Genomic DNA, 18,329 nt, shown 5'->3' on the forward strand with positions numbered 1-18,329 from the left:
CTTATTCTCCTTGCGGCGTTGTTAAAAATTGAAAATAGCTAAAGTCAAAATTAGAGCCTGGCAAAAAGACAAACTCAATATTTTTTTTGCCAGTAAAAGCAGGCAACGGAAATATTTTTTGTTGCAGCTCCGGTGCGGCGGTAAATTCTAGCAAGTAGAGGTCTTCTGTTTCATTGTCTTTCACTTTTAATTGAATGGAATTATTGGTGGTTGCGGCACGCCCGACAACTTCAATTGCGGTGACGGCTGTCGTGCCAAAGTCGAAATCGCGGAAGCCTAGAATAACGTTATTACCAATTTTTTCCACGGCTGCGGAAGTTAACTGAAATTGATCACCATAAATATAGTCATTTTCTACTGCACTAATTTTTTGGAAGCTATGGGTTACTGGCGTAAACCAGAAACCTTTCATGTGGACTTTTTGCCGGAAAACAAAACTTAAAGTAGTTTTCCCTTTTAATTTTTGCGGCAAATGGAAGGTTTGCTCTTGATACGTATTCCAAACAGAACCTAACGTATAGGTGACGACAGCCACTTGTTGACTGGTGGCATCATGGGGATATCCTTGCCAAATTTCAACGGCAAAAGGGTTCGTTTCTAGTGGGAATAAAGATAAGGTAATTTCATTAGACCCTGTGCTACCAAAATCGACATCATCAAAAACAACCCAGCTTTCTTCTCCCCGTAAAGTAGCGACCCCGCGTTCATTGCCATTAGTCATGGGTAAGTTACTACGGGTATATTTCCCACCAGAAATCATTTCGTAAGGATTTAGAAAAGCTGCTTGTAATCCTTGAATTTCAAAATCTAATTGGGCGTATAAATCTAAAGCTGGTTTGCCATTATGACAACCACAGCGCACGTATACTTTACCGTTAGCTTTAGGTCGGAGGGTGACTTGATTACCAGTAATTTCTATCTCAGCTAAATCAGAATCAATACCCTTTTCATCCGTTAAACGCCAGAAGAGGGGTTGCTCATCTGCGTTGGCTGGATAGGTCTGAGCTGTAATGGTCACGGTGGCAGTTCCAGTAATGATTGATTTGGTTAAATTATGCTGTAACTCAATTTTACGAATTGGCACCGTCATTACCGGCGTAACTGGAATCACCGCAGTTTCAGCCGGACAAGCCTCTTCAATCCGTCCATCGGCGACTACGGGAATTTTAATCGTCTTTTGAGGCAAATGAGGACTAGCGACAGTCACGACGATATCTCCAGCCGCAATCGTTGTCCCGACAATGGCTAGTAGTTTACCGTTAAAGAGCCGTTTTTGATTGCCTTTGTAAGAGCGATAGTCGGTGCTATCCCCGTTATCTAATCCTAAAAGTTCTCCTGCACCGCTGACGGTTATCGCTATTTCATTATTGCCATTGGCCACTAGTGTGCCCTCCGCGTCTAAACCGTTAATTTCCAGGAAAACTATATCCGTGCCATTGGCGGTCAATTGCTGGCGATTAGGAAGTACTTGTAGTTGAGCAACATCGCCAAAAGAAGTGACCACGTCGGTCGCGACAATTTTTCCGTCTAAGTCGTAGGCAACAGCTTTTAGTTGGCCTTTAGCATAAGGAATTTGCCAGTCGTGAATTAATTTTTCACCGTGGTACACATCGTTTTTTTGTCGACCTAAAGAAGCGCCATTAAAGAATAACTCAATCTCTGGTGCGTTACTGCACACGCGCAAATCAATTTCTTGCCCCTCAGAAAAATCCCAGTAAGGGAATAAATGAATCATAGGTGCTTCGTGGTAATTTACCCAAGCTGCTTGGAAAACGTAATAGGCATCTTTAGGGAAACCAGCCGTATCAATTTGACCAAAGTAGGAATTTTTCGTGTGATAAGGAGTGGGTTCTCCAATGTAGTCAGTCCCGGTCCAAATAAATTGGCCTAACGAGTAGGGAATATTACGGTCTTGAATGATACAACGCTCAATACTTTTAGCGCCCCAACTCGTGGTACTATTCCCTAAAGAAGAGCACTGTTCATCGTCATCAGCCAAGATACTTTGGGCTAGAGGAAAATGATAGACTCCACGACTTTGGACGACTGAGCCCGTCTCACTGCCGTAAATAATCCAATCGGGATATTGTTGATGGTGCTCAGCATAAAGTGTTTCGCCGTAGTTATAGCCGACAATCTTTAAGTGATCCGCAATCTTTTGCGTCTTTTCCCAAAGTAAATAATTGGAACCAAAAGTAATCACCGCATTTTCTTTGTAATCATAGGTTTTTACTAAGGCGACTAGTTGTTCCAAAGTAGCTAACCCATCTTCCCGTCCTTGCGTATCGTAAATTTCATTCCCAATGCTCCACATAAACACACTAGGATGATTACGATCACGACAAACCCAACTAGCCACATCTTTTGCCACCCAATCGGTAAAATATTGGGCGTAATCGTAAGTTGTTTTAGGATGTTTCCAAACGTCAGTGAATTCTGATTGAATCAAAAAACCCATTTCATCGGCTAAATTTAAATATTCTTCCGCTGCTGGATTATGGGCAGTCCGAATGGCATTCACACCCATTTTTTTCAAAATATGCAACTGTCGTTTTTGAGCATCGCGATTAAAGGCACTCCCTAACGCTCCCAAATCGTGGTGTTGACATACTCCTTGGATTTTAAAAGCTTTCCCATTAATCAGCATCCCCCGATCAGGGGTCAGTTGAATATCCCGAAAGCCAACGTGTTCTTTTAAAACTTGCTTAAAATCTTTACCAATAATCGTCAGCTGGATTTCATAAAGGTTTGGTTCATCAGGTGACCAACGCTTTACATCGGTTAATAACGTAACCATTTGCAATTTTTTCTGTTTTTCCGCTGCTTTAAAGTTAAAATTATTTTCTTTCACTAAAAGGCGTTTCTTTTTAAAAAAGATTTCTTCTTTTACGGTGATTTCCTCGCCACGGTGACTTTTCTTATTTAAAAATAAATCGACTTCCAATTTCCATTCATTCAACTCATCATCTAATAACACTTCATGGAGATACATTTCATGCGGCGCACAATAAACATTCGGCAACGTGTGCCACCAAACATTGCGATAGATACCAGCTCCTGAGTACCAGCGGGAATTAGGGGCTTGATGAATAACGCGGACAAAAATTTCGTTTTCGCCTACAGTTAAGTAAGGAGTTAAGTCCAAGGTAAAATTCGTATACCCGTTTTTCCATTCTCCCACTAATTGTTGGTTAATAAAAAATTGGCTATTGACGTAAACCCCATCAAATTCAATCATGTTGACCGCTTTTTTTTGCGTTTTGTCCAGGTAGATAGCTTTGCGATACCAACCTTCGCTGTCACGATATAAATTTTCACTATCGGTAATCAGCCAATCATGAGGTAGCCGGACACTCTGCCAAATTGCTTCCTTGACTGTTGTAAAATCAAAGGTCGGTTGACCCAATGGTTGTTCGCTAAACTCCCAACCTTCATTAAATAATTTTTTCATCACTATTTTCCTTTTCAATTGAGTAATAGGGGAATAAATTGACTGCCCACTAACCCAGCACAAAGGGGAGCTAAATTAGACGAGCAGAGACTGCGACCAAATTCTTGTTCTTGATGACAATGGCGGCAGTAAAAGATGCGGGGAATAAAATCGCGAATTGGATTAAAAGATGCCCCGGTAATTGGTGCTAAACAGCCAATTAAAAAGGCAATAAAAAGACTTACTTGGATATTTTGTAACAGACTAGTGGTGGACTCTAAGTGAATGAGGGCTACAGCTATCATCATGGCTAAGGTGCCAACAAATTCCCAGCCAAAATTTTTCCTTTTTTGTGGTTGGCTGGCAACAGCGGCAAACTTATTTAACGCAAAAGGTGCTTGTTGTCGAAATAAAAAGGTTAGGGCACTGACTGCCAAAAGGCTACCTACTACTTGACCGCAGAATCTGCTCCCCAGTTCACCTAAGCTCAGTTGACCTTGAAGAAAGCTACTCAAACTAAAGACAATGTTCATATCAGCGCTCCCTAAAGCACTACCAGCTACGCTCCCTATTAAAATACTGACGCCCCAAAAAAGTCCCACTAGCCACCGACTACTTTTAGGAAATAAAAAGCCACTGCCCAACCCACCGAAAATTAAAATAAACGTTCCTACTAACTCCCCTAAATTCATGGTCATTCCTTTCCAACTAACAACAACAGGGCTGACCGGTAACGCTAACGTTTACCTCCAACCCCGCCTTTAGCTTCCGCTTTTAAAATTACTCAGTTGTTTCTTGGTACCGGAAGTAATCAAAGTCCGCGGCAACGTGTTCACCTGTTAAGTCTACACAATGCATCCCCACAAAAGCACCAGTGAAAAAGCCCCCTTGATCCACGTAATCATCCGATAATTTCCAGCTAGCAAATTCTACAGGCACTGGTGTAAACGTGCGGCCGTCAAAAGAATATTCGAAGTGGTACGTCAAGCCCTCCACTACAACTTTTAAGTACACGCCGGTTTGTTTCTCAGGTACAACAATCTCTCTTTGATACAATGGGGTACTCGTTTGGAAGTGATCGCAATTTAATAAAGTTAAAATGCGTCCTTTTTCTTCATCCATCGTCAAATGGAAACTCGTCCAGTTGCGAATATTGTAATAACAAATTAAGCCGGCAAATTGTTGAAAACTTTCTGGCGTGAATTCTAAATACGTTTCCGCTTCAAAGTGAAAAGCTTGCCAGCGCCGCGCCACCAAGGATTGCACAAAAGTGGAATGGGGCGATTGGGCACCATATAGTCGCAGATAACCAGGACGTGCTGTCAAAGAACCAATTTCTTCAGTAAAAGGAATCCGTAACGTTTGCAAATGATGATTTAATTGCGGCATATCAAACGAGTCTGTCGTTAGATAATCTTGAGGGAACGAAACCGCTGGTAAATCAGGCGCTTCCACCGTTGCACTAGGCGCAGGCCCACCCACCACGTAAGGCCAAGCATCGTGCCATTCAATTTTTTGTAAGCCGGTTTCGCGCCCTAATGGACAATAGCCGCGATTTTCTAATAATTTAAACTGCGGCAGTTTTAATGGTCGCCCTAGCAAATGTGCTAAGTACCATTCGCCAGTTTGTGTTTCTACTAAAGAGGCATGCCCGGCTTTTTGTAGTGGATTACGCAAATCAGCCCAAGAAGTCAAAATCGGATTAGCAGGATGCACCTCGTACGGCCCGTGAATTTCTTTAGCTCGTGCAATACTAGCTGCGTGCTCAAACTTAGTGCCGCCTTCAGCCACTAATAAATAATAATAGTCGCCAATTTTATAAAGGTGTGGCGCTTCCGTTAAACCAAGGTCTGTCCCTTTAAAAATAATTTCTTTTTTTCCTACTAAACGTTTTTCCAAAACGCTGTACTCTTGTAAAACAATGCCATAAAAACGGTGGTTTTGCGGGCGATAATCCCACACCATATTGACGAAATATTTTTTGCCACTAGGATCATGGAACAAAGAAGGATCAAAGCCTGAGGTATTCATATAAATTGGCTCTGACCACTCACCGTCAATCGTCCCACAGGTTACCAAATAATTGGTCACATCTTTAAAACAATCCCCTTCCACGACCTTAACATCGGAATAAATGAGCCAAAATTGCCCATCGGCGTAGCTTAAGCAAGGGGCCCAGACGCCGCCTGAATCAGGATCCCCTAACATATTTAATTGGCTAACACGATTTAAAGGTTGGCTGACTAACTGCCAATGAACCAAATCTTTAGAATGATGAATTTGGACACCAGGGAACCACTCAAAAGTGGAAACGGCCATATAATAATCATCCCCGACTCGACAAATACTCGGATCTGGATTAAATCCTTTTAAAACTGGATTTTGAATTTTCATAAGTCACCTCAATAAATTTTTCTACCTTGTTCATCGGCAATTCCCGACTTGCGATAAAAATAAGTGTTGATTTGGTCCCGCCATTCGCGGCCACAACGTAATTGTTCTTGCAAACGCTCCTGTACATTGGCAAAAGCTACCGGATCCATTTCCTCTTTAAACCGTTCCCACGTACGGGCGTACTCTTCGGCAGTCTCATAGCCGGCAAAGTGCGTGTCGTAAATGTGTTGAATGACCGTTTGCCCGCTGTGTAAAACATGGGTGTAGTCTACATGATGGAAAAATAAAATTAAATTATCGGGACAGGTAGCTAAATTTTCATAGCGGGCCACATTTTCCCCTAAATATTGTTTCACATAACCTGTGCCTGTTTTAGCGGTACGGTCCACCCCGATACCGTTACGATCAGCGTAATGATACGTGCCCCAAGCGGAATATTCATAGCCATCCACATTAGGCCCATAGTGGTGATTGGGTTCCACCATAAACCCTACGCCTAAAGGTGCCGTATAATTTTCATACGTTTGCCGCGAGGTCATTAAAATATCTAATAGTGCATCTTGGTTTTGCGGACTTAAGTCAAAAGTTAAAGCAATCCACAATTTGGCGATAGCTTCAGCGGATAAATCATTGGCCCCAATCAGTAAGCCATACCCAAACAAGTTAGCTTGGGCTAATTTATGACCCGTCCAGTTGTCATCAAAGCCAATGTTAGCAACTGCCGCAATCCCTGAATTTTCCGGCACAGGGGAAAAGTGCTCCAGCACTTTTTTTACAGGCGCTTCCTCATCAGCATAGGTTTCAAAATCCAATACTTCTTTCCACATTGGGAGCAAATAGCAAATATGTTTTTGTTGGCCAGTGTATTCTTGGGCAATTTGAAATTCCAAAATTTGATTTGTTTTTTGTAACTGGCCAAATAGTGGCGAGACCGCTTCCCGTACTTGAAAATCAATCGGTCCATTTTTAATTTGTAAAATGACGTTGTCTTCAAACTTACCATCTAATGGTTTAAAGTTATCAAAAGCTGCCCGCGCCCGGTCAATGGAATGATCCCGCCAATCTTGTTTGCAGTTATAAACAAAACAACGCCAAATTACTTTTCCGCCATAGGGTTTTAAAGCGCGCCCTAAAACATTGGCTCCTTCATCATGATTGCGGCCATAAGTAAATGGTCCTGGCCGATTTTCAGAATCAGCTTTAACAATAAAACCGCCAAAATTAGGAATAACTTGGTAAATCGCGGCTACTGTATTTTGCCAAAACGCAATCACTTCTTCCGCTAAAGGATCGGCAGTGCTTAAGCCGCCAAGTTCCACAGGTGCCGCATAATTTAAGCTCAAGTAAGTCGTAATGCCATATGCTGCAAAAATATCCGCTACCCGTTTCACATCTGGCAAATACTCTGGCGTGATAAATTTCGTTTCGATAGCATGGACGTTAACATTATTAATGGAGATACCGTTGATGCCTACTGAAGCTAATAGTCTGGCGTATTCTTTCACCAATTCATCATCACGACGGAACTGACCATTGTGATAAAAAATGGATTCCCCAGCATAGCCTCGTTCCACACTGCCATCGGCGTTGTCCCATTGATTAATCATCCGGAGATGTTGTTGGGGGACCACGGTTTCATTTTTAATTTCTTGTTGAGTGACTAATTTAAAATAGATTTGGAAAAAGCCATGGAGTAAACCAGGGTAATCGCTACCTTGGAGAAGAATTTGTTCCTGATTTTTAGTAATGCGATAAGCTTCTGCACCTGACACTTCAGCTTCAGCAATTTCCATGACAAAATTCGCAGCTTCTTTTGTTACTAAATGGCTTTGGGGAAATAATTGCTGAATTTCTTCTTTTAAAGTGTCTTCATGGTCTTGCACCCCACCGATAAAAATAGCAAATTCCTGATTAACCGTTTTTTTTAGCCAAGCAGCATCACGTTTTAATTTCATTTTATTAATCCTCTCTTGTTGTTTTTAATGTTGATTAGTACGATAAACGAACCATAATTTCCTAATTAGTTTCAGCAAAGAGTGTTAAATCTAAAGCTTTAGCCGCTAGTCGACCCCCATTAGCCGAAAAATGTAGCCCATCCCCAGTATCTGCGGCGGCCAACAATAATGTTGGATCTGTCGGATCTTGGAGCGCCTGATCTAAATCAATTAGCCCTTTAAGCTCAGGATTACGCCGGAGCCAGGTATTAATCAGTTGGCGATCACGCTCTAACGGTGCTTCGTAAAAAATTGATTTTTGCATCGGCGCTAAGGTTACGCCAATGGGCGCAATGCCATAACTTTTGGCCGTCGCAACATACTTTTCTAAGCCAGCGATCACTTCATTAGCGGTGACAAAGTCTTGTTGCGGGTACAACTGGCGGTGAATAAAATCATTAATCCCATGATTGATAATGACATAATCCGGAACACGAGGCGAAAATACTTCCGCTTCAAAACGGGCAAGTCCTGCGTAACCGTGGCGGTAAAAACCATCTTCACTGTGGTCCGTTTCTTTTAAAACACGGTTCCCCCCCACCCCAATATTTAAAATTGCTAGTTCACGGTGGTCTTCTGCTACTAGTCGTTCCTTCATGCCATCAATCCAAAAGCCTTGCTGCGTTAAAGAGTCGCCAAAAACAGCAATATTTTTCCCTTTAGCCGTTAAAGTCACCACACCAGCAACACCATAAACCATACACATCCGCGGATTTTCTTGTACCATCCGAAATTCTTCTACTTGGGAAATGGGCGTGGGACTTTCTCCTTTAAAGTTTTCTACCTTCAAAACGGCACGGGAATATGTAACAGTACCCGAGGTGATAATTGTGGGCACAGCCAGCCACGTACAAATCGTCAATTCATCTAAACAATCCATCGCAAGGTCAATTGGGTCACTTTCGAAAACGACACCTGGCGCGATAACAATTTTTGCTTGATGGTTTTTCGTTACAACCAATGTTTTACTGCCTAAAGTCACCGTTACTTTAGCAAAAATTAAGGGTTCAATCCCAAATTCATTGGCAAAAATCAGTTTGATTTTCGGGCCACTAACATTCGTTTTCAAACGTAATACTTGTTTTTCTGGACTGATATAAGACGGCCATGTGCGATAATCTTGTGGCCGATAGTAAAAAGTTGTTTTCCACTGCATTTTTAACACCTCTATCCTTTTTTAACAAATTTAGTTTGAATATCATTTAAAACAGGTAAAAAGTCTTGAGTAATCAGATAAATTAAAACGACTGTAAATAAAATCAATAAAAAGTCCGTCACAAAGTACATCAAGGCTAGCGTAATAATTAAGTAACTGGCAATTTTTAACGTTAACTTAAGTTGGGTAAACATATAGTACGCCGACAGTCGTAACAAATCCCGCAAACGAAAGGCAAACTTCACGTTAATTACCCCGGCAAAAATGGCATAGACGCCTAGTAAAAATAGCGCAAGCAAGAAAAACCAGGCTAGAAAGTTGTAGGCCGTTTGAATTTGCCAAGCGATATCTACGATAAAAACGACTGCAATCGCCACTACAGGAACAGTTACTTTCAAAGCATCTAAGAAATTAGCCCGATATTTTTTAAAATATAAAACAAGGGGGGCATACTCTTCTCGATGATCCGTCAGTAAGGCCGCGACTACTGCTGAAAGGGAAGGCCCCAACACGATGGCAAACAAGCCCCACAGCAAAACATTATCGATTACTTTTTCTAAAAAAAGAAAAGCAAAAATTAACGGACTACTAGTGATGATAAAACCTAATTGTAAAAGTAAAAGTTCATACACCCGCGCCGAAATTTTGTACATTTTGCCATCTGTAAATTCATGTTGATTTCCCATTTGTTTGCTCCTTTTCTAAAAAAACGAACCAGTTGACCAGAGGCCAACTGGTTCCTAAAAACCTTATTCGTTATTCTTTTCAAACTCTTCGTGTGCTTTGTTCACCATATCGATATACTTCGTAGCACCTTTATCGTTCGCTTCTTTCACATAAGCATCCCATTCATCCAGTGGGCGTTGACCTACAATAAATTGTAAAGTAGATTGGTCGACAAAGTCTTTAACTGGAGTAGCGATTAAGTTAGCTTGTTCTTGTTCCAAGTCATCAAATGGTGCTGGTGGATCTAAAGCTAACTCTTTACGAGACTTCGCCATTTCATCTAACCAAGCTACTTCAGTTTCATCCATTGTTGAACGTACCAACTCCTTAGCACCACCATAAGAGTAGACACCACCAGAGAAGCCAAAATCTTTTTGTAAATCTTTTGTTCCTGCAGGATTCAAACCTTTAAAGTTAACGTCAGCAGCAAGCTTATAAGCGTCACCATCTTTAGTGTAGGTTGTACCTTCAACGCCCCATTTAGCAAATTCTTGACCTTCATCAGAGTAGAACAACCAGTCAATAAATTGTAACGTTGCTTTAAAGTTCTTACTTTCAGCAAGTTTACTAGAGAACATAATCCCGTTTTCTAAGCGGTGTTCTGGAACATATGCTCCAGCAGGCCCTTCAGGAGTCAAGCCTTTGGAAACTGAGTACTTTCCTTCACCTAAAGTTGAATCCATTGAAGTTTGCATATTAATTAATTCTTGACCATTGGTAGAAATGACAAATGATTTACCTGTGTAGAATTTTTGTAAAGCAGTATCATCATCTTGGGTGAAGCTTTCAGGATCCATTAAACCTTCATTGATTAATTTGTTAAAGTACGTAACCATTTCCTTGTATTGTTCTGACGTTCCTGTATAAACGAATTGTTTTTTATCAGCATCCCAAGTTTTCGCATCGTAACCCCAACCACCTTTGGTGCCAAAAGAAGCTGCCGCAACTTTCAGTAATGATTGACCAGTCCAACGATCAGAAAATGGATAAGAATCAGGGTATTTTTCCTTCAAAGTCTTCAATACAGTATAGAAATCATCCCAAGTTTCAGGAATATCTAAACCATTTTCTTCTAAAATATCAGTACGGTAAGCAAGCGTATAGTCTTGCCAAACAACTTCATGAAGACCAGGAAGCAAGTAATATTTACCGTTACTTTGTTTCAAAGTATCAATAGTATCTTGTAAATCCCATTGTTCAACCTTAGCTTGATAGTTAGGCATGTATTCAACATAATCACTAATAGGTAAAATTGTACCAGAGGATACAAATGGCGTTTCTTGTCCAGGATATGTTTTAGTAATAACATATGGAGCATCACCAGAGCTGATTAACAGAGAACGTTTTTGTTCGTAATCAGAGCGAGGAATAATCGTGGGATCAATTGTCACATCAGTTTTTTCAGTAAGTGCCGTATTAAACAGCCAATCTTTTTGATAAGGATAGGCTTCATGATCACTGTACATTAAAGGTAAATCAATTGCTTCAGTTGCCTTAAAGGTGTCTCCCGCTTTAAAATCATCCATGGCTCCTGCAGAATGATCTTTATCAATTTCTACACCAGCCGCGCTATCTCCAGTGGCCTCTTTATCCTTGCTATCGCCACCACTACCACAAGCACTTAAACCTAATACAGCTAACCCAATTGAAAATGCTACAAACAATTTTTTCTTGAACATTTTTCTTCCTCCTTTTATTGTTTAACAGACCCTAACATAATCCCACTGACAAAATATTTTTGTACGAAAGGATATACTGTCAGAATTGGTAAAACCGATAAAACCATGGTTACTGCTTTAATATTCGATCTAACCTGCTGTGCATTGTCTGAAGACATGCCCCCGGTAGACTGTGCCGTCGTCGCTCCTTTCACCATATTTCGTAGATAAACGGTGACTGGGAAGAGCTCCCGCTTATCGAAGTACAAGAATGCACTAAACCAAGAATTCCAATAGGCTACGGCGTAAAATAAAATCATGGTGGCAATGATTGGTTTACTTAGGGGTAAAACAATCTTTAGGAAAATACCATACGTACTCAAGCCATCAATCGCCGCTGCTTCTTCTAATGAATCTGGCAAGCTCTCGAAAAACGCTTTCATAATTAGCATGTTATAAACACTCAAGGCGCCAGGTACAACAACAGCCCAAATTTCGTTTAACCAACCTAAGGAACGAATTAAGACGTAGTTCGGAATCAACCCACCATTGAAGAACATGGTGAATACTGCAAAAGTAATAAAGAATTTTTGCCCCATTAAATGTTTTTTAGACAAAACATACGCAAACATCGTGGTTAAGACCATGGAAATTGCTGTTCCTAAAACCGTGTACAGCACTGTATTCTTATAGTTAATCCAAAACATTTTATCCGCAGCAACAATTTTATACGTGTTGATGTTAAAGCCACGTGGAATTAATGAAACTTTCCCAGCATTGATATACCCTTCGCTACTGAAGGACTGTGCTACGACGTTTAAAAAAGGAAACAGTGTTACAAAGACAATAACGACTAAGATAATCGTGTTAAAAACTGTAAATATCCGATATCCTTTAGATTTTTCCATTTTTTGCTCCTCCTACCACAAACTCGTATTGGTTATTTTTCTAGAAATAAAGTTCGAGGATAGTACTAAAACTAAGCCAATAATGGATTCAAACAACCCGATTGCAGTGGCATAACTAAAGTTACTGGATCCTAACCCAATTCGATACAAATAGGTAGAAATAACATCACCTGTGGCGTAAGTTAATGGATTATACAAGAGCAAGATTTTTTCAAAACCTACAGCCATAAAACTACCAACGTTCAGGATTAACAAGGTTACTACCGTTGGCAAGATTCCTGGCAGAGTAACGTGAATCGTTTGTTTCCAACGATTGGCGCCATCCATCTTAGCGGCTTCATAAAGAGTCTCATCAATATTCGTTAATGCTGCTAAATATAAAATTGCTCCCCAACCAGTTGTTTGCCAGACTTGTGAGATGACATAAACAGGACGGAACCATTTTGCATTTTGCATAAAGTCAATCGTATTTCCAGTAAAGAAATGAATAATATTATTAATTACTCCATTGGTAGCTGTCAATTGTAGAATCATTCCAGCAATGATTACCATGGATAAAAAGTATGGTAAATATGAAGCGGTTTGTACAAATTTTTTAAAACGTTTAGATTTAACTTCATTTAGTAGTAAGGCGAAAATAATTGGTAGCGGGAAGGTAAAGAGTAGGCTTAAACCGCCTAAGATAATTGTGTTTCTGAAGACGCCCCAAAACGCTGCATCACTTATGAACATTTTAAAATAGTAAAGACCCACCCATTGCTCACCAAACATATTTCCTCCGGGAACAAAACGTCTAAACGCAATAACATTTCCTATCATTGGTCCATATTTGAAGATGAGTAAAAAAATGACCGGCAAAATCAGCATCGTATATAATTGCCAATCTCTTTTTAGCCGTTTCCAAACGTTACGTTTCTTTTTGACTCTTTTTTTCTTTTTTTGTACCGCGGAAGTAGAAACCTCTTCCATAAAGCTCTCCCCCTTTTTCGAGTTCGTATGTTCACTAAACTAACCTATGAATGTAGTATAACGCTTACATCTAACTTATGCAAGCGCTTTTTAAAAGTTTTTTTCAAAGAAAAAGGCTTTCCCCTTACGCTTGAGGAAATACCTTTTCCTATTAATTCTTAATCTACCGCAACGCTTAAGTGTTCTACTTCAAGGCCGTCAAAGTTAGGCTGACCAAAGCCCAGTGCAAATTCATACGTTTCGCCGTCAAAGCGCCATTGTCCTTGTTCGTCCACAATGCGACAATTTTCCTTGGCAACAGCTATTTGCATTTCTACTGTCTCATTTTGTGGTAGAACTACTCGTTTAAAGGCAACTAGCTTATGATTCTTAGGTGCATATACACTGCCTTGAATTTTTAGATAAACTTGTAAAACTTCTTCCAAGTCAAAGCTGCTGGTGTTCTTCACCGTTCCAGTAAACACATAACGATTTTCTTCTTCCTTCATGGCGAATTCAGATAGCTCTGCTTTGCCATACGTCAGGCCAGAACCAAAAGGATATAAGACTTCCGCTTGCGTGTTTTGATAAGTCCGTTCGGCCATGGCGTAATCATTAAAGGCTGGCAACTGATTGCTATCCTGATAAACGGTTACCGGCAACTTCCCGCTAGGACTTACTTTACCAAATAAAATATTAGCCAAAGCCCGACCGCCAAAGCTTCCTGGATACCAGGCCTGAATAATCCCTTTGACGTTAGGATGACTTTCTAAGCCAGAAAGCGTTAAAGCGCTCCCTGCCGCAATTACTACAACAACTGGTTTCCCTACTGCTAAAACTTTTTCTAGCAATTGTTGTTGACGGAAAGGTAAAGCTAAATCGTTTTTATCGCCAGAACCATAGACGTTCCCCGCATCCCCTTGTTCGCCTTCAATGGTAGGATCTAAGCCTAAACAAAGCACCGCTACATCGCTATGTTCAACAGCAATTAAAGCTTCGGATTCCCGTTCGTCTTTACGAGAAAGACCTGATTCTGCGTGATCCTTAAACAAATGTGATCCTAAGGCGTAAAAAGTGCGCCCCTCTACGCTGGCCACTTCATCGCGAATACCATCGTAAAATGTAACGTACTCACTAGCTGTGCCAAAGTAATTCCCTTGTAACGCTTGAATGCTCCGCGCATTGGGACCAATTACCGCCACTTTCATACCAGGCTTCTTAGTTAAAGGTAAAAAGTTCTCTTGATTCTTTAAAAGCACCATACTTTTTTCAGCAGCTAATAACGATAGGGCGTGATGCTCTTTTGCGTCATTCACTTCATAAGGAATTTCGTCAAATTCACAGTCATCCGCAAACATTCCTAAACGGACGCGAGTTGTATAAAGAGCCACCACCGATTCGGTAATTTCATCTTCGGTAATTAAATGCCGACTCAAAGCATCATTTAAAGCATCAGAAATATTACCGGCACACAAGTTGCAGCCAATCTTCATCGCTAAAGCCATGGTTTCGGCGGCATCACTTGTATAGTGATGATGTAAATGGACATCTTCTAATGCACCATAATCGGAAACAACATGGCCTTCAAAACCCCATTCATCCCGCAAGTAATCGTTTAAAAGATGATTATGAACACAGGCTGGCGTACCATTAATCGCATTATAAGCTCCCATCACACTTTCCACGTCGGCTTCTTCTACACACGCTTTAAAGGCTGGTAAATAAAATTCATTTAAATCTTTTTCATTTACTTTTGCATCAAAAGAATGACGATCAGCTTCTGGTCCTGAATGGACTGCAAAGTGTTTCGCACAGGCTGCTAAACGTAAATATTTGCCATCGCCTTGTAGCCCTTTAATAAAAGCCACCCCGAGACGGGCGGTTAAATAAGGATCTTCCCCGTAAGTTTCTTGTCCTCTTCCCCAGCGTGGATCACGAAATAAATTCACATTAGGCGACCAAAAAGTTAATCCTTTATAAATATCGTTGTCTCCCATAGCGTGATACTGATTATACTTCGCCCGTCCTTCCAGAGAAATAACTTTAGCAATTTCTGCCATTAATTCTTCATCGAAAATTGCCGCTAAGCCGATTGCTTGGGGAAAGACAGTGGCCACACCCGCACGGGCGACACCGTGTAGCCCTTCATTCCAATAATTATAGTCGGTAATCTTTAGGCGAGAAATAGCTGGTGCACGAAAATTTATTTGACCAATTTTTTCTGCCAAGGTCATTTGTTTAACAATGCTTATAGCTGTTTCACGAGCTTCTTTATGAGAAATCATAGAATCCTCCTTAAAAATGAATTGTATTTTTATAATTTGTACGCTAAACTAACCCTAAGAAAGGAGCGCGTCATGATACTTAGTAAATATATAATCCGCGAGCGGAATGAAGCTACGGTGTTAAAAGAAATTGTGGATCACGAAGGTATCTCGCGGGCCCAAATTGCCCAAAAGACACGTTTGAACAAAGCTTCTGTTTCCAGTATTACTTCAACTTTAATCGAAAACCACCTGATCTTTGAAACCGGCATTGGCGACGCTAGCTCAGTGGGTGGGCGTAAACCAATTTTGTTAGAATTTAATGGTGAGGCCGGCCTCGTGATGGCTCTAGATATTGGCTACAATTATATTACCGCCATTTTAACTTTCTTAGACGGCAAGAAAATTTCTTCGGTTTCTTACGAAAACCTTTTTATTCAAAAGACCAACATCTTGGAACACATTGATAAAATTATCCGTCAATTTGAACTGGATATGCCGGAAACCCCTCATGGAGTGATTGGTTTGTCCTTAGCCATCCACGGTATTGTTTCTGAAAATAAAATTCTCTTCACACCTTACTATGACTTAGATCAAATGGATTTAGCCCACGAGTTAGAGGAGCGTTACGATTACCCCGTCTTGTTGGAAAATGAAGCCAACCTAACGGCGCTTGCCGAATACTGTTTCGCTAAAGAATACCACAGCGTTGTCGCCATCAGTGTCCACTCTGGTATTGGGGCAGGCATCGTGATTGATGGCAAACTTTTGACGGGTAAAAATGGGCAGGCTGGTGAAATTGGTCATTCGATTTTGGTGCCCCATGGCAAACACTGTCCTTGTGGTAACAACGGTTGTCTCGAGCAATACGCTTCTAACAAAGTGCTCTTTGAACGTTACGCAACGGAGCGCAAGTTGGCTTTTGCCAATTCCCATATTTTGACGGAAGCTTTAAAGCACCACGATGAAGTGGCCGAAAAACTCGTCATGGAAAATATGTCTCTAATGGCTATTTGTGTCAATAACGTCGCCATTATGTTCAATCCCGAAGCCATTTTTATTAATAGCTCTGTCTATCGCAAAAACTCCCGTTTAGTTGAAGAGTTACACGACAAGCTCAATAGTTTCCTATTAAAAGATATTGAGTTGCGTACTGGAACTTTTCACGACCTAGCCACTCTTTACGGTGGCGTGGCTAACTTAGCCATGAATTTTTTAAACATCCAAGAGTTACATTTGCGTCATCCGCTATAATAATACGAGAAACTGCGTCGAAAATGACGCAGTTCTTTTTTTATTTTTCTAATTTCAAAAGCGCATGACTGAGTTCTTTTGTTGCCCCGTAAACTTTTTGGTATAGCCCATAGTAATCTTGATAACGTTTGACGTTTTCGGAAATTGGTTGATACGTTTTCCCGTAGGACACAAAAGTCGCGACACAAGCTTGTGGCGTTGCAAACCACCCTAAGCCTAACGCCGCTAGCATGGCCGCACCTAAGCCAGGACCTTGCTCCACTTGCAAGGTAACAATTTCACAATCAAAGATATCAGCTTGCATTTGCAGCCAGGTTGGATTTTTAGCGCCGCCACCGACAGAAACAACTTGGTTAAATTTTTTGCCGGCTTGCGTCATTAAGTTTTGCGCGTCTTTTAAAGAATAAGTAATCCCTTCTAAAACAGCACGATTAAAATGGGCCCGCGTATGCCGTGCATCCACGCCAATAAAACTAGCACGAATTTGACTGTCAATATGGGGCGTTCTTTCTCCCATAATGTATGGCGTAAAGAGCAAGCCTAGTGAGCCCACCGGTATTTCTGCCACTCCAGCTAAAAATTCATCAAAACTTTCCGTTGGGGCCATGGTTTGTTTAAACCAAGTCAAACTTTGGCCGGCAGCTAAAGTTACTCCCATAGAGTAATAGCTTTTCGGAAGGACATGATTAAAATAATGAAGTTTGCCCCCGTAATTTTGTTCTTTTTCTCCTTCGTAAGCTAAAAAGACGCCTGATGTGCCGATACTTGCTAAACCGATATTCTCCGAGACAATCCCAGCGCCTAGAGCCGCACAGGCATTATCCGCACCCCCGGCAAAAACTTTGACAGTATTCGCAATTCCTAATTCTTGCGCTAGTTCTTCCCGTACTGTACCGATAAATCCTTGCGACTCCACTAATGGTGGAAAAAGCTCAGCTGGTAAATTGAAAAGTTCTGCTAGTTCTAAATCCCACTTGCGTTTTGTGACATCTAATAATAAAGTTCCGGCCGCATCGGAATATTCCATCTGCAAGTTGCCCGTGAACCAATAGCCTAAATAATCTTTCGGCAAGACAAAAGTCTGGGCTTTAGCAAAGTTTTCCGGTTCATTTTCTTGTACCCATAATAATTTAGGCAAAGTAAAACCTTCTAAAGCAATATTTTTCGTTTCTGCTAAAACTTTCTCGCCGGCTTTTTTCATAATTTCTTGGCATTGTTTTGTCGTGCGGACATCGTTCCATAAAATTGCCGGCCGAATCACTTCTTGATCTGCATCCAATAAAACTAAGCTGTGCATTTGACCGGAAAAACTAATCCCGGCTAAATTTTCTTGAAGATCCGCCACTTTTTTTCCTAAATCACGTAAAACACTGCGGGCACCTGCCAGCCAATCATGAGGGTCTTGCTCACTAAAACCTGGTTGTGGTGTACTTAAGGGATAATCTTTCGTGGCTGTGGCGATCAGTTCCCCCGCTTCATTTAACAACAACCCTTTAATGCTGCCGGTGCCAAGGTCTAAACCCAATACATAACTCATCTCATTATTCCTTTCTATTAAAAAATGGGCTAGCCCCCAGAGGCTAGCCCAAGTTGGCTA

Annotated in this window: 12 protein-coding genes; 1 reads left to right on the top strand and 11 read right to left on the bottom strand. The window is 41.0% G+C overall.

Translation table 11 applies throughout. The annotated features are described in order from the left end of the window. Position 1: 1 nt before the first annotated feature. The 10 genes from FFM57_RS02005 to FFM57_RS02045 all read right to left on the bottom strand — a co-directional run bounded on the left by FFM57_RS02005 (position 2) and on the right by FFM57_RS02045 (position 15,499). A complete protein-coding gene (locus FFM57_RS02005; protein ID WP_137598857.1) occupies positions 2 to 3,451 on the bottom strand; it encodes a glycoside hydrolase family 2 TIM barrel-domain containing protein in 3,450 nt (1,149 codons plus the stop codon). Between the two features lie 14 nt (positions 3,452 to 3,465). Beyond that, complete coding sequence (locus FFM57_RS02010) at positions 3,466 to 4,128, bottom strand: aquaporin (protein ID WP_137598858.1); 663 nt, start codon at positions 4,126 to 4,128, stop codon at positions 3,466 to 3,468. A gap of 82 nt (positions 4,129 to 4,210) precedes the next feature. Next, positions 4,211 to 5,824: a glycoside hydrolase family 43 protein gene (locus FFM57_RS02015; RefSeq protein ID WP_137598859.1), complete on the bottom strand. Its 1,614-nt coding sequence runs from the start codon at positions 5,822 to 5,824 to the stop codon at positions 4,211 to 4,213. Positions 5,825 to 5,832: 8 nt separating this feature from the next. Beyond that, positions 5,833 to 7,779, bottom strand: a complete 1,947-nt coding sequence (locus FFM57_RS02020; protein WP_137598860.1) for an alpha-glucuronidase — start codon at positions 7,777 to 7,779, stop codon at positions 5,833 to 5,835. Positions 7,780 to 7,840: 61 nt separating this feature from the next. Continuing rightward, the gene (locus tag FFM57_RS02025) at positions 7,841 to 8,974 is read right to left on the bottom strand and encodes a GDSL-type esterase/lipase family protein (RefSeq protein WP_137598861.1); all 1,134 of its coding nucleotides are present in this window, start codon (positions 8,972 to 8,974) and stop codon (positions 7,841 to 7,843) included. An 11-nt stretch (positions 8,975 to 8,985) separates the two neighbouring features. Then, positions 8,986 to 9,660, bottom strand: coding sequence for a YesL family protein (locus FFM57_RS02030; protein WP_137598862.1), 675 nt, complete (start codon positions 9,658 to 9,660; stop codon positions 8,986 to 8,988). A gap of 63 nt (positions 9,661 to 9,723) precedes the next feature. Then, complete coding sequence (locus FFM57_RS02035) at positions 9,724 to 11,379, bottom strand: ABC transporter substrate-binding protein (protein ID WP_137598863.1); 1,656 nt, start codon at positions 11,377 to 11,379, stop codon at positions 9,724 to 9,726. Positions 11,380 to 11,393: 14 nt separating this feature from the next. Further along, on the bottom strand, positions 11,394 to 12,266 hold the full coding sequence (locus tag FFM57_RS09805) for a carbohydrate ABC transporter permease (RefSeq protein WP_170999850.1): 873 nt from the start codon (positions 12,264 to 12,266) through the stop codon (positions 11,394 to 11,396). A gap of 12 nt (positions 12,267 to 12,278) precedes the next feature. Beyond that, a complete protein-coding gene (locus tag FFM57_RS09810; RefSeq protein ID WP_170999851.1) occupies positions 12,279 to 13,235 on the bottom strand; it encodes an ABC transporter permease in 957 nt (318 codons plus the stop codon). 158 nt (positions 13,236 to 13,393) lie between these two features. Beyond that, a complete protein-coding gene (locus FFM57_RS02045; RefSeq protein ID WP_137598864.1) occupies positions 13,394 to 15,499 on the bottom strand; it encodes a glycoside hydrolase family 3 C-terminal domain-containing protein in 2,106 nt (701 codons plus the stop codon). A gap of 72 nt (positions 15,500 to 15,571) precedes the next feature. Between FFM57_RS02045 and FFM57_RS02050 the strand changes: the two genes are divergently transcribed. Beyond that, a complete protein-coding gene (locus tag FFM57_RS02050; RefSeq protein ID WP_137598865.1) occupies positions 15,572 to 16,732 on the top strand; it encodes an ROK family transcriptional regulator in 1,161 nt (386 codons plus the stop codon). A 40-nt stretch (positions 16,733 to 16,772) separates the two neighbouring features. On the opposite strand, the gene xylB is transcribed toward FFM57_RS02050, so the two are convergent. Then, complete coding sequence (gene xylB / locus FFM57_RS02055) at positions 16,773 to 18,269, bottom strand: xylulokinase (protein WP_137598866.1); 1,497 nt, start codon at positions 18,267 to 18,269, stop codon at positions 16,773 to 16,775. Positions 18,270 to 18,329: the final 60 nt, after the last annotated feature.

Origin of the sequence: Enterococcus nangangensis (genome assembly GCF_005405245.1) — a bacterium.
In the GTDB taxonomy this organism is placed as follows: Bacteria; Bacillota; Bacilli; order Lactobacillales; family Enterococcaceae; genus Enterococcus_J; species Enterococcus_J nangangensis.

Bases quoted from the DNA above. Each gene is read 5' to 3' on its own strand.
- FFM57_RS02005 (WP_137598857.1), bottom strand. From the start codon at position 3,451: ATGAAAAAATTATTTAATGAAGGTTGGGAGTTTAGCGAACAACCATTG.
- FFM57_RS02010 (WP_137598858.1), bottom strand. From the start codon at position 4,128: ATGACCATGAATTTAGGGGAGTTAGTAGGAACGTTTATTTTAATTTTC.
- FFM57_RS02015 (WP_137598859.1), bottom strand. From the start codon at position 5,824: ATGAAAATTCAAAATCCAGTTTTAAAAGGATTTAATCCAGATCCGAGT.
- FFM57_RS02020 (WP_137598860.1), bottom strand. From the start codon at position 7,779: ATGAAATTAAAACGTGATGCTGCTTGGCTAAAAAAAACGGTTAATCAG.
- FFM57_RS02025 (WP_137598861.1), bottom strand. From the start codon at position 8,974: ATGCAGTGGAAAACAACTTTTTACTATCGGCCACAAGATTATCGCACA.
- FFM57_RS02030 (WP_137598862.1), bottom strand. From the start codon at position 9,660: ATGGGAAATCAACATGAATTTACAGATGGCAAAATGTACAAAATTTCG.
- FFM57_RS02035 (WP_137598863.1), bottom strand. From the start codon at position 11,379: ATGTTCAAGAAAAAATTGTTTGTAGCATTTTCAATTGGGTTAGCTGTA.
- FFM57_RS09805 (WP_170999850.1), bottom strand. From the start codon at position 12,266: ATGGAAAAATCTAAAGGATATCGGATATTTACAGTTTTTAACACGATT.
- FFM57_RS09810 (WP_170999851.1), bottom strand. From the start codon at position 13,235: ATGGAAGAGGTTTCTACTTCCGCGGTACAAAAAAAGAAAAAAAGAGTC.
- FFM57_RS02045 (WP_137598864.1), bottom strand. From the start codon at position 15,499: ATGATTTCTCATAAAGAAGCTCGTGAAACAGCTATAAGCATTGTTAAA.
- FFM57_RS02050 (WP_137598865.1), top strand. From the start codon at position 15,572: ATGATACTTAGTAAATATATAATCCGCGAGCGGAATGAAGCTACGGTG.
- xylB (WP_137598866.1), bottom strand. From the start codon at position 18,269: ATGAGTTATGTATTGGGTTTAGACCTTGGCACCGGCAGCATTAAAGGG.